The organism is Streptomyces sp. Y20 (assembly GCF_043195475.1).
Lineage (GTDB): Bacteria > Actinomycetota > Actinomycetes > Streptomycetales > Streptomycetaceae > Streptomyces.
Genome location: NZ_JBIDDP010000005.1, coordinates 264683 through 275668 on the forward strand (window position 1 = coordinate 264683; position 10986 = coordinate 275668).

The window sequence follows — 10986 nt, forward strand, 5'->3', positions numbered from 1 at the left end:
GAAGGCAGGATCATGCGAGAGCCCGTCATAGCCCTGCGCGGCGTGACCGCCGAACTCGGCGCGCGTCCCGTGCTGCGGGGCATCGAACTCACCGTCGGCCGCGGCGAGGTCGTCGCGCTGCTCGGCGCGAACGGCTCCGGCAAGTCGACGGCGATCCGCACCGTCATCGGCCAGGTGCCGGTCAGCGGCGGCACGGTCGAGCTGTTCGGCACCCCCCGCCGGTCCTTCCGCGACTGGGCGCGCGTCGGCTACGTACCGCAGCGCACCACCGCCGCGGGCGGGGTCCCGGCGACCGTGACCGAGATCGTCTCCTCGGGCCGGCTGTCCCGCACCCGCTTCGGCGTCTTCCGCAGGTCAGACCGGCAGGCCGTGCGGCGGGCCCTGGAGCTGGTCGGCATGGCGGACCGCGCCAAGGACTCCGTCGACGCCCTCTCCGGCGGCCAGCACCAGCGGGTGCTGATCGCCCGCGCGCTGGTCTGCGAACCCGAACTGCTGATCATGGACGAGCCGATGGCGGGCGTCGACCTGGCCAGCCAGGAGGTGCTGGCGCGGACGCTGCGGCAGCAGGTCGAGGCCGGTACGACGATCCTGCTGGTCCTGCACGAGCTGGGCCCGCTGGAGCCCCTGATCGACCGGGCGGTCGTCCTGCGGGACGGCTGCGTGCTGCACGACGGCCCGCCGCCCCGCGCGGTCGGCCAGCACGCGCTGCCCGGTCACGACCACGTACACCCGCACGCACCGGCGGGCACCGAACCGATCCGCACGGGACTGCTGAGCTGATGGAATTCCTTGACTACGCCTTCATGCAGCGGGCGCTGCTCGCGGCCGTGCTGGTCGGCATCACCGCGCCCGCGGTCGGCATCTACCTGGTCCAGCGCCGCCAGGCGCTGATGGGCGACGGCATCGGGCACGTCGCCATGACCGGCGTCGGCCTGGGCTTCCTGCTGTCCACGTCCCCGGTGTGGACGGCGACGGCGGTCTCGGTGCTCGGCGCGGTGCTGATGGAGCTGATCCGCTGGTACGGCAGGACCCGCGGCGACATCGCCCTGGCCATGCTGTTCTACGGCGGCATGGCCGGCGGCGTGATGCTGATCAACCTCGCGCCGGGCGGCTCCAACGCCAACCTGACGTCGTACCTGTTCGGCTCGCTGTCCACGGTGTCGCCGTCCGACGTGCGGGCGATCTGCGTCCTGGCCGCCTTCGTGCTGCTGGTCACGCTGGGCCTGCGCCGCCAGTTGTTCGCGGTCAGCCAGGACGAGGAGTTCGCGCGGGTCACGGGCCTGCCGGTGCGTGCGCTGAACCTGCTGACGGCGGTCACCGCGGCGGTGACCGTCACCGTGGCCATGCGGGTCGTGGGCCTGCTGCTGGTGTCCGCGCTGATGGTCGTGCCCGTGGCGGCGGCGCAGCAGCTCAGCCGCAGCTTCACCGTCACGCTGGTGATCGCGGTGGCGATCGGGGTGGCCGTGACCGTCAGCGGCACGGTCACCTCCTACTACCAGGACGTCCCGCCGGGCGCCACGATCGTCCTCCTGACCATCGCCGCGTTCGTCGCGCTGACCGCCCTGGCCGCCCCGCTGGCCCGGCGACGCGCCCGCGCGGCAGCCGCGGCCCAGCCCGCGGGCGACCCGGCGGAGTGCTCGATTCCGGTTGCGCGGGGCGCCGGGGACCAGGTCGGCGCCTGACCACAGCCGGTGCCAACTGGCACAATGGCCCGGCAGACGCCAGACGTGAGGAGGCAACCGGTGACCACCGCTGGACCGCCCGTTAAGGGCCGCGCGACCCGCCAGCGTGCAGCCGTGGCGGCGGCCCTGGACGAGGTCGACGAGTTCCGCAGCGCGCAGGAACTGCACGACATGCTCAAGCACAAGGGCGACTCGGTCGGGCTCACCACCGTCTACCGCACCCTCCAGAACCTCGCCGAGGCCGGCGAGGTCGACGTCCTGCGCACCTCCGACGGCGAGTCCGTCTACCGCCGCTGCTCCACCGGCGAGCACCACCACCACCTGGTCTGCCGCGCCTGCGGCAGGGCCGTGGAGGTGGAGGGCCCGGCGGTCGAGAAGTGGGCGGAGGCCATCGCCGCGGAACACGGGTACGTGAACGTGGCGCACACCGTGGAGATCTTCGGCACGTGCGCCGACTGCGCGGCCGGCTGAGCGGATCCCGGCCGCTCACTCAGCCCCGCCCGAAGCAGCGCTCCAGTTCGTCCAGGTCGTAGAAGCTGCTGTTGCGGGCGACGGGACGGCAGCCGGCCCTGAACGCCGTCTCCTTCTCGTTGTAGAGCATGCGCACCAGGTAGCGGTCGCCCTTCTGGAACACGTCCCACTGGATGTTCGCGCCCAGCGGGGAGACCGAGGCGCCGCGCCACGGGTTGCCGGCGTACGTGTACGGCTCCCCCGGTGCCGCCGGCCGGGTGCTGCCCGGCAGGCCCATCAGCGCGGCCAGCGGGATGACCTCCTCGGCGTGGGTGAAGCGCAGCTCGGCCCCGAGGTCGCTCGTGCCGGCGCGCTTGGCCTCGACCTGCTTGAAGAGGTCGTCGAGCAGGACACCGGCCATCTTGTAGGTGATGTCGCTGTCCGAGAAGGCGGGGCCCTTCTCGTAGAAGTCCTCGGCGTCGCCGAGGTAGCCGAACCAGGCCGCGTCCGAGCGGGAGAGGTAGCGCTCCAGGCCCCAGCCCGCGCCGTCCGGGCTCTCCTCGCTCATCGCGGGGGCGATGGCGTAGAGGTTGTAGACGGCCTGGGCGGCGCCGGTCGGGTCCGGGATCTGGGCGACGAAGGAGTCCGTGAAGATCTTCCTCAGCACGCTGCGGGCGGCCTGCCGCGTGCGGTCCTGGTTGGTGATGCCGTTCAGGGTGTCCTTGAGTCGCTGGTCGTTGCCAAGGTAGTCGCGGTAGGCCGCGCCGCCCGCCCCCTTGTGGAAGTACAGCAGGTCCTTGTCGGTGCGGGTCGGCCCGATCAGCGGCCTCAGCGCGGGGTCGGCGTCGGCGAGGGCGCCGGCGAAGACGTTGCCGCTGTCCACGGCCCGGCCCTGGCCGGAGCTGACGACGTCGATCTTCTCGCCGTCGTGGGCGATCTTCGCGAACAGCGACGGCAGCCGCTTCTCCATGCGGGCGGCGGTGTCCGCCAGCTCCTGCCGGCCGCGCCCGCTGAGGTTGCCGTAGCCGGTCTTCGCCATCGCGGCCAGCAGCGCCCGCACCCGGGGTCCGAACTCCTCCCCCTTGCGCGTGAGTTGCCCCGCCGCCGCGGCCTTGTCCCACAGCGCGAGGATCAGGTCCCCGTCCTCGCTGTCGGTGGCCGCGCGCGAGCCGTGCCGGGAGACGTTCTCGGTGAAGACGGGGACGAAGCCGGCCGGGGGCCCCTGGTAGTCGCGCAAGTCCTGCCGGGGCGCGTAGGGCGCCTTGGTGCCGTAGCTCTCGCGGTGCGCGGGGCCGTCGTCGGCGGCATGGGCGGGCAGGGCGGTGAGCAGCAGGGCGCCGAGGGCGAGGACAGGCGTGAGGCGTCTCATGATCCGCATCCTCGGCGGCCCGCGTGAACCGCCGGTGGCTAGGAGGTGGAATCGCCCTTCATGGCGGCTTCCATGGCGAGCAGGTCCTCGTTCGGGACGGCACCGCCGAAACGCCGGTCGCGGGAGGCGAACTCGACGCAGGCCCGCCACAGGTCACGGCGGTCGAAGTCGGGCCACAGCACGTCCTGGAAGACCATCTCGGCGTACGCGCTCTGCCAGAGAAGGTAGTTGGAGGTGCGCTGCTCGCCGCTCGGGCGCAGGAACAGGTCGACGTCCGGCATGTCCGGGTAGTACAGGTACTTCTGGATGGTCTTCTCGCTGACCTTGGACGGGTCCAGCCGGCCGGCCTTCACGTCCTCGGCGAGGGCCTTCGCCGCGTCGGCCAGCTCGGCCCGGCCGCCGTAGTTCATGCAGAAGTACAGGGTGAGCAGGTCGTTGTCCTTGGTCTGCTCCTGGGCGACCTGGAGTTCCTTCGCGACCGACTTCCACAGCTTGGGCATCCGGCCCACCCAGCGCACCCGGATGCCGAGCGAGTCGAGCTGGTCGCGGGTCCGGCGGATGAAGTCGCGGTTGAAGTTCATCAGGAAGCGGACCTCGTCGGGCGACCGCTTCCAGTTCTCGGTGGAGAAGGCGTACAGGGAGATGTTGCGCACACCGACCTCGATGGACCCCTGGAGCACGTCCAGCACCCGCTCGGCGCCGACCTTGTGCCCCTCGGTGCGCGGCAGCCCGCGCTCCTTCGCCCACCGGCCGTTGCCGTCCATCACGATCGCGACATGCTCCGGGACCAGCTCGGCCGGCAGCTTGGGCGGGCGGGCACCGGACGGATGCGGCTCCGGCGCCGTGTACTCGCGCCGCTGACGCCCCAGGAACCCGCGTACGACCATGTGCTTCTCGTCTCCTCGACCGTGGACTACTTCTCTACGTACCGCAGGGAGCGCAGCCCGCGCTCCAGATGCCAGTGCAGGTAGGCGGACACCAGTCCGCTGCCCTCGCGGACGTGGCGCGCCTCGCACGCGTCCGCCGTCTCCCAGTCTCCCGTAAGCAGCGCCCCCAGCAGAACCAGGGTCTGCGGGGACGGTACGACGCTGCCGGGCACCCGGCAGTCGACGCAGACGGAGCCGCCCGAGGCCACGGAGAAGAACCGGTTCGGACCGGGCATGCCGCACCGCGCGCAGTCGCCGAAGCTGGGCGCGTAGCCGTTGACGGCGAGGGAGCGCAGCAGGAAGGCGTCGAGGACGAGGTGGGGGGCGTGCTCGCCCCGGGCCAGCGTCCTGAGGGCCCCGACCAGCAGCAGGTACTGCTGCACGGCCGGCTCCCCCTCGTGGTCCGTGAACCGCTCGGCGGTCTCCAGCATGGCGGTGCCCGCCGTGTACCGCGCGTAGTCGGTGACGATCCCCCCGCCGTACGGCGCGATCGTCTCGCTCTGGGTGCACAGCGGCAGCCCGCGCCCGACCAGCTCGCTCCCCCGCGCGAAGAACTGCACGTCCACGTGGGAGAACGGCTCCAGCCGGGCCCCGAACTTCGACTTGGTGCGCCGCACCCCGCGCGCCACCGCGCGTACGCGCCCGTGACCGCGGGTGAGCAGGGTGATGATCCGGTCCGCCTCACCCAGCTTCTGGGTGCGCAGCACGATGCCGTCGTCGCGGAACAGACTCATGCGACCATTCTCGCCCATGCGGGAAGCGGCCGGGGGACACCGGACCCCCTCCCCCGGCTCCTGAGGGCTGTCCCGTAAGTGATCTCCGAGAGGTAGGGCTTCGGCGGTGACCGGCCGTCGAGCGAGGAACCCACCGTGCTGGACCACTGCTCGACCCGCCTGGTGACGGTGGTGACGACCGCACACCTGCCTGCCTTCCGGTCAACAGCTGGTGACATCGCGCCAGAAGGCAACACTCCGGTGCTGTGAGCTTCCCGTGCCTGGTACTTCCTTGAAGGCTTCACACCGGTGAGGTGTTTCCTGAAAGAGGGGGTTCGATGAAGAGGAGTCCGTCCTGGCGGACGCGAATACGGACAGCTGCCGTGATGCTCCCCGCCTTACTGGCCTCGCTGACCACACCGCTTGAGGCCGCCCACGCCGACGGCGGCAAGACCGCGCACATCGAGACCTATGCGCTACCGCTCACCGGCAAGGCCCCGAATCTGAGTGCGATCAGACAGCCCGGCGGCCTCAGCAGGCTTCGGCACATGGGCGCCTTGCAGAATTCGCAGCCGCTCTTGCCACGTGAGACGGTCGGCCCCTCCAAATCCTATGCGCCGTTGTCCGTCAAGGACTCCGCACAGGCCACGATCCCAGAGTCACATACCCCGGCTGCGGGGGCCGACCCAGCGGTGAGCCTTCCTGAGCCGTCGCATTCCATGACGCCCATCGAGTGCATCCGTGGGCTCGGAACGTCGCGGTTCTACCTCAAGTCACGCTTCGCGGTGTGCTCGGGATCCCTGCTCAGCCAGGTCTGGCTCGTGAACGGTGAGCCCGTCGGAACGAGCAGCTTCGACGTACTGGCGATCGGGACGATCCCCAGAGCCAGCCGCACCATCACTGTCACCTACTACTTCACAGCCTTCACCGCAGCCGGTACCAACGGAGCACCTGGCCTGGGCATCGCCACCAACGGGAGAATCACGAAGAGCTGGCCCTCCTCGGTCAAATACACCCGCGGCGGTGTGGCAATGCCCGTCACCAGGACCTGGGCGCAGCTGCTGGAGAAAGGGAGCTTCAAGCACACCGTCACCGCTAGAGCGGGCCAGGGAAGTACCGGCATGAAGGCCGACACCGTCTTCGCCGTCTACCAACCCACCATCGACCTCAAAGCCCCACCTGGCTGGGCCCTTACCGGTCCGGGGAAACACGACCTTTTCATGCTGCCGCCGCGCTGGGACAAGGCCGGCTACCTGCCCAACGCTGCCACGGGCTCCGCTGCGTGGAGTGTCCTGGCCACGCTGCAGTACAGCACAAAAGCACAGGCACCTGAGCGGGGTGTCGCACTTCACATTCAGAAGGCCTTCACCAAACCGTCCAGCACATTGCCGCCCAGCACGAGGAAGCACCTCCCAGGTCGGACTGCCGACGATCCCCTCACACGTCTGTACTGGGATTCGAAGCGCCGAAAGGAGAATTACAACCGTTCTGTCTACAACTGCAAGAAGTACTACGGAACGGGTTACTCGCAGGGCGGCACCAGGGAGTGCGACGAATTCCCCTTCCAAAGCACCTACGAGGGGGCTGCGCAATCGAAATATGACCATCGGGCAGAGCCGAACAACTTCAGTGTGATGCCGGTCAAGAAGGGTGAGAACGGCGCCGCCGGGATCCTGCTGGCGCAGTTCTACGACAAGAACCGCATTCTCGACGGACCGGACGACGGGTTCATCGTCAAGATCGTGTCCTGACGGGACGTGCGCGCTCGCGGTGGGCACGGTTCACGCAGCTCATGAACCGCGCCCGCCGACCCGCTACCCCTGAGGCCAGAACTGGGCCACGTACCGCTCCACTCCCTCCACAGCGCCTTCCTCGGCCAGTGCGGCAAGCGCTTCCCGGCCCGCGCACACCACCCGCACAGACCATTTTCCCGGACCATCCGAGAGGGGAATCAGCTCCGGCATCGGGCCGCCGGTGATCGACCGTGCCCGCAGCTCTCCCGACGAGCAGGAGAGGCCGGCTGTCGCGTTCTCCTCCCAAGCACCGGGCGGGACGGGAGGCTCGGCATCCCAGACCTCGACAGTGAGGTCAGCGGTGTGAGTGTGACCCGCGCTCACGAAATCAAGACGCCCAGGGTGAGCGGAAAGGAACACATCCTGGTCGAAGTCCTCAGGGAACCCAACCGGCACGTGCCGATCATCGGCATCCTCCAGCGCGAAGCCACCGTGATCGACTTCCACCGGATACTGCCGACGGCTGACCAGCTCAGCCACGTCTCCTCCTCATAGTGCACACGCTGGGGTCCCCAGCATGGCCGATCGAGGCTACGCCGGCCTCGCGTTTTCGCGAACGGGCCGATGGCATGCCGCCGGCCGAGAGCCGAGTTGAACTCGGCGACCCTGACGCCGTGGCGGAACTAGAGCGCCTCCCCGCGGCTGCGCGCGTTGGCGTACGCCGTGGCCGCGCTCAGCCGCTCGGCGAGCGTCGCCCCGCGCAGCGCCTCCGGCTCGGCGTCCCATTCCCGGCCCCCGCCGTAGGGCCGCACCTGTACGTACGGCCCCTCGTGCCCCATGACGACGCCGACCCGGCCGGTACGCGTGTCGACCACATGGCTGCCGGCGGGAGGCTTCACCGCGCCACCCCCGAGGGCGCCGTCAGGGCCGCCGTGAGGCTCCGCGCGGTCTCCACCGAGCAGCGGCCCAGCTCCACCAGCGGGCTGGGCGCCTCTCTCGCGAGACTGACCGGGTCGAGTCCCAGGGACGGGAGAACGACCCCGGCCTTCTCCAGCGCCACCCGCAGTTCCCGCAATGTCTCCTCCGCCTCTTCGAGAGCCTTCACTGTGCTTCCCTGCCCTTCCCGGTTTCACGCTTCGTGCATCCAGGGTGACGTTCCGCATCTACACTCGGCAATCGCCCGCGCCCTACAAGCGCACGGCAGGTGAAGGGGGTTGGCCATGGCCAGCGGTTCACGTCAGGCGGTCTGGGAGTTCTTCGGCACGGAGCTGAAGAGGCGCCGGGAGGACGCGGGGATCACCCAGGTGGAGCTGGGAGCCCGGGTCTTCGTCTCCGGCGCCTACATCGGACAGTTCGAGCAGGCCATTCGAAAACCCCAGCTGGACATCACCCAGCGAATCGACGAGGTCCTGCAAACCGACGGTATTTTCGAGCGACTGTGCCGCAAGCTCATCGACGACCGGCGGTACGCGGAGTACTTCGCCGAGGTCGTGGAGCTGGAGCGGGTGGCGACGCGGATCTGCGAGTTCGCGCCGACCGCGGTGCCGGGACTGTTGCAGACTCGGGCGTACGCGCAGGCGGTGACCGTCGCGGCCAACCCGTTCGTCACCGACGAGTACGTCGAGGAGATCGTCGGGGCGCGACTGGAGCGCGGACACATCCTGAAGGACGCCACCCGGCCGGAGTACTGGGTGATCGTGCACGAGAACGCGTTGCGCGTTCCGGTGGGTGGACCTGCCGTGATGGCCCAACAACTGGAGCACATCACGGCACTGGCACGCGACCGGAAGGTTCTGACGACGGTGCTCCCGTGCGCGGAGGGAGCACACGCGTACATGACCGGCACGCTGAAGCTCATGGAGTTCGAAGACGCTCCGCCAACCGCCTATACAGAGACGGAGTTTTCGGGGAACCTGCTGGATCACCCGGCAGTGGTGAAGCACGCACAGCGCGCCTACGATCTGCTGAGGGCCGCCGCGCCGTCGCCGAAGGCGTCCCTGCCCCTGATCGAATCGGCGGCGGAGGACTTCAGACGATGCGCGAGTACGACCTGAGCAACGCCCGCTGGAGCAAGAGCAGTCACAGTAACGGCCAGGGCGGCGACTGCGTCGAGGTCGGTCACGACTTCCCCGGTGCCGCTTGGCGCAAGAGCAGCTACAGCAACGGCGAGGGCGGCGACTGCGTCGAGGTGGCCGACGGAGTTCCCGGTGTCGTGCCCGTCCGGGACAGCAAGGTGCCCGGCGGGGCCGTGCTGGTGGTCGGGGCCCCCGCCTGGGCGGAGTTCGTCGGCACCCTGACGGCCTGAGCGCGCCGGCTCGACAGCCCAGGTGCCGGTCGGCTCCGTCATTGGCCCGACCTCTGGCGGCTGGGCCATTCGCGCATGCCGTCTTGACCGCCCCCACAGCCCCTCCTAAGGTCGCGCTACCGATCGGACGTAGGACGTAGGACGTCGTATCTCCCAGCCCTCCCCACCGACCTGCTGGAGGACCCGTGCGCGACGACGTGTTTCCCGACGTACCAGCGCCGCGCCGCCGGTCGTTCCTGTGGGGTGCCGGGGCGCTGGGGGCGGGCGCCGCGCTGGCCGCCTGCTCCGGCGGGCCGCAGTCCACGAACGACACCGGGCACGGGGGCGGCGGCAAGGAGCGGACGCTGACCGCCGTGATCGGGTACGGCAACGACGGCAGCTGGGACCCGACGCAGACGGCGTCGGCGTTCGCCATGGCCGCCAACAACCACATCTACGAGGGGTTGTTGGACACCGACCCGATCACCCGGGTGCCGTATCCGGCGCTGGCCACCGAGGTGCCGAAGGATCCGGGGGCCACCCGCTGGCGGTTCAGCCTGCGGCCGGGCGCCACCTTCCACGACGGCAGGCCCGTCACCGCCGACGACGTCGTGTTCGTCTTCGACCGGATCCTCGACCCGCACACCGAGACCCTCGCCAAGGGGTTCTTCGCCGGCTGGCTGGACGGCGTGAAGAAGATCGACGCGCGCACGGTCGAGCTGGTGCTCGGGTTCCCGTTCCCCGACGGGCTCGCCCGGCTCACCCTCGCCAAGATCATGCCCAAGCACGTCTTCTCCCGTCCCGGCGCCTGGGACGAGGCCGTCCGGGGGCTGGCCGTCGGCTCGGGGCCGTACCGGCAGACCGCGCACCACCCGAAGTCCAACACCACCTTCGAGGCGTTCGCCGCCTACAACGGCCCCCGCAGGCCGGGCTTCAAGCGCATGAACTGGCTCACCATCGTGGACGCGGCCTCGCGCGTCGCGAAGATCTCGGGGACCGACGCCGGCGCCCAGATCGCCGACAACGTCCCCTACGCCAACATCCCGCGCCTGGAGCAGGGCGGGCTGAAGGTCGCGGGCGGTGCCGGGATGAACAACCTCTTCCTGATGTTCAACACCCGGCACAAGCCCTTCGACGACGTGCGGGTGCGCCAGGCGCTGCACTACGCCATCGACGGCGAGAAGATGGTGCGGGTGGCGCTCAAGGGGCACGGGAGTCCCGCGTCGTCCTTCCTCGACGAGGGCAACCCCGGCTACCGGCCCGCCAGGACCGTCTACGGCTACGACCCCGAGAAGGCCAAGGCGCTGCTGAAGGCCGCCGGGGTGAAGGACCTCAAGATCGAGATCCTCGCCGTCAACGTCAGCTGGATCGTCGACTGCCTGCCGACCGTCAAGGCCTCGTGGGACGCGATCGGTGTGGAGACCGCCCTCGCCCCGCAAGAGACCACGGCCGTCTTCACCAAGATGGACCAGAAGCGGGACTACCAGGTCGTCGCCGCCGCCTCCAACCCCAACCAGTTCGGGCTCGACGCGGACCTGATCATGCACTACAACTACGGGCCCCGGAACCTGTGGATGCGCTACACCCGGTGGGCCGACGACCCCGTCGCCCGGCAGCTGTTCAAGGACATGGACCGGGCGACCCGGGAACCCGACCCCGTGAAGAAGAAGGCCATGGTCCAGGACTACATCGACGTGGTCGCCGAACAGGCCGTGCTGTACCCGGTGGTGCACAACGAGCTGATGACCGCCTGGGACCCGCGCAGGCTCACCGGGATACGGGCCCAGCCGTACCCGGGCGTCAACCTCCTGCGCGCCCGTTGGGCCTGA

Annotated in this window: 13 protein-coding genes; 7 read left to right on the forward strand and 6 right to left on the reverse strand. The window is 69.8% G+C overall.

What is annotated here, in order from left to right:
• Positions 1–12: 12 nt before the first annotated feature.
• The 3 genes from ACGFT1_RS15540 to ACGFT1_RS15550 are packed head-to-tail and all read left to right on the forward strand — an operon-like array spanning position 13 to position 2153.
• Complete coding sequence (locus ACGFT1_RS15540; protein ID WP_373909486.1) at positions 13–780, forward strand: metal ABC transporter ATP-binding protein; 768 nt, start codon at positions 13–15, stop codon at positions 778–780.
• Positions 780–1682, forward strand: a complete 903-nt coding sequence (locus tag ACGFT1_RS15545) for a metal ABC transporter permease (protein WP_373909487.1) — start codon at positions 780–782, stop codon at positions 1680–1682. Before ACGFT1_RS15540 ends, ACGFT1_RS15545 begins: the two co-directional genes overlap by 1 nt.
• A gap of 60 nt (positions 1683–1742) precedes the next feature.
• Positions 1743–2153 (forward strand): Fur family transcriptional regulator, encoded by a 411-nt coding sequence (locus tag ACGFT1_RS15550; RefSeq protein ID WP_121788903.1) that lies wholly within the window; start codon positions 1743–1745, stop codon positions 2151–2153.
• A gap of 19 nt (positions 2154–2172) precedes the next feature.
• Here the strand turns inward: ACGFT1_RS15550 and ACGFT1_RS15555 are convergent, their stop codons facing one another.
• The 3 genes from ACGFT1_RS15555 to recO are packed head-to-tail and all read right to left on the reverse strand — an operon-like array spanning position 2173 to position 5161.
• Positions 2173–3501: a histidine-type phosphatase gene (locus tag ACGFT1_RS15555; RefSeq protein WP_373909488.1), complete on the reverse strand. Its 1329-nt coding sequence runs from the start codon at positions 3499–3501 to the stop codon at positions 2173–2175.
• A 38-nt stretch (positions 3502–3539) separates the two neighbouring features.
• On the reverse strand, positions 3540–4388 hold the full coding sequence (locus ACGFT1_RS15560; protein ID WP_373909489.1) for an isoprenyl transferase: 849 nt from the start codon (positions 4386–4388) through the stop codon (positions 3540–3542).
• Positions 4389–4414: 26 nt separating this feature from the next.
• A complete protein-coding gene (gene recO, locus ACGFT1_RS15565; protein WP_030735659.1) occupies positions 4415–5161 on the reverse strand; it encodes a DNA repair protein RecO in 747 nt (248 codons plus the stop codon).
• A gap of 362 nt (positions 5162–5523) precedes the next feature.
• Here recO and ACGFT1_RS15570 point away from each other — a divergent pair, with 362 nt between their 5' ends.
• Positions 5524–6891: a hypothetical protein gene (locus ACGFT1_RS15570; protein WP_373909490.1), complete on the forward strand. Its 1368-nt coding sequence runs from the start codon at positions 5524–5526 to the stop codon at positions 6889–6891.
• 63 nt (positions 6892–6954) lie between these two features.
• Here the strand turns inward: ACGFT1_RS15570 and ACGFT1_RS15575 are convergent, their stop codons facing one another.
• The 3 genes from ACGFT1_RS15575 to ACGFT1_RS15585 all read right to left on the reverse strand — a co-directional run bounded on the left by ACGFT1_RS15575 (position 6955) and on the right by ACGFT1_RS15585 (position 7978).
• Positions 6955–7413 carry a hypothetical protein gene (locus ACGFT1_RS15575; RefSeq protein WP_373909491.1) on the reverse strand — a complete coding sequence of 153 codons (459 nt, stop codon included), beginning with the start codon at positions 7411–7413 and terminating at the stop codon, positions 6955–6957.
• A 143-nt stretch (positions 7414–7556) separates the two neighbouring features.
• A complete protein-coding gene (locus tag ACGFT1_RS15580) occupies positions 7557–7772 on the reverse strand; it encodes a hypothetical protein (RefSeq protein WP_373909492.1) in 216 nt (71 codons plus the stop codon).
• A complete protein-coding gene (locus tag ACGFT1_RS15585; RefSeq protein ID WP_373909493.1) occupies positions 7769–7978 on the reverse strand; it encodes a hypothetical protein in 210 nt (69 codons plus the stop codon). Before ACGFT1_RS15585 ends, ACGFT1_RS15580 begins: the two co-directional genes overlap by 4 nt.
• Positions 7979–8093: 115 nt before the next feature.
• Here ACGFT1_RS15585 and ACGFT1_RS15590 point away from each other — a divergent pair, with 115 nt between their 5' ends.
• The 3 genes from ACGFT1_RS15590 to ACGFT1_RS15600 all read left to right on the forward strand — a co-directional run bounded on the left by ACGFT1_RS15590 (position 8094) and on the right by ACGFT1_RS15600 (position 10986).
• Complete coding sequence (locus ACGFT1_RS15590; protein WP_373909494.1) at positions 8094–8927, forward strand: helix-turn-helix transcriptional regulator; 834 nt, start codon at positions 8094–8096, stop codon at positions 8925–8927.
• Positions 8909–9178: a DUF397 domain-containing protein gene (locus ACGFT1_RS15595; protein WP_373909495.1), complete on the forward strand. Its 270-nt coding sequence runs from the start codon at positions 8909–8911 to the stop codon at positions 9176–9178. The genes ACGFT1_RS15590 and ACGFT1_RS15595 overlap by 19 nt, the downstream gene beginning before the upstream one ends.
• Positions 9179–9363: 185 nt before the next feature.
• Entirely contained in the window at positions 9364–10986 is a 1623-nt protein-coding gene (locus tag ACGFT1_RS15600; RefSeq protein WP_373909496.1) for an ABC transporter substrate-binding protein, read from the forward strand.

What these genes read in the sequence shown, in the direction of transcription:
- recO (WP_030735659.1), bottom strand. Translation starts at nt 5,161, where the DNA reads ATGAGTCTGTTCCGCGACGACGGCATCGTGCTGCGCACCCAGAAGCTG.
- ACGFT1_RS15555 (WP_373909488.1), bottom strand. Translation starts at nt 3,501, where the DNA reads ATGAGACGCCTCACGCCTGTCCTCGCCCTCGGCGCCCTGCTGCTCACC.
- ACGFT1_RS15560 (WP_373909489.1), bottom strand. Translation starts at nt 4,388, where the DNA reads ATGGTCGTACGCGGGTTCCTGGGGCGTCAGCGGCGCGAGTACACGGCG.
- ACGFT1_RS15545 (WP_373909487.1), top strand. Translation starts at nt 780, where the DNA reads ATGGAATTCCTTGACTACGCCTTCATGCAGCGGGCGCTGCTCGCGGCC.
- ACGFT1_RS15540 (WP_373909486.1), top strand. Translation starts at nt 13, where the DNA reads ATGCGAGAGCCCGTCATAGCCCTGCGCGGCGTGACCGCCGAACTCGGC.
- ACGFT1_RS15595 (WP_373909495.1), top strand. Translation starts at nt 8,909, where the DNA reads ATGCGCGAGTACGACCTGAGCAACGCCCGCTGGAGCAAGAGCAGTCAC.
- ACGFT1_RS15590 (WP_373909494.1), top strand. Translation starts at nt 8,094, where the DNA reads ATGGCCAGCGGTTCACGTCAGGCGGTCTGGGAGTTCTTCGGCACGGAG.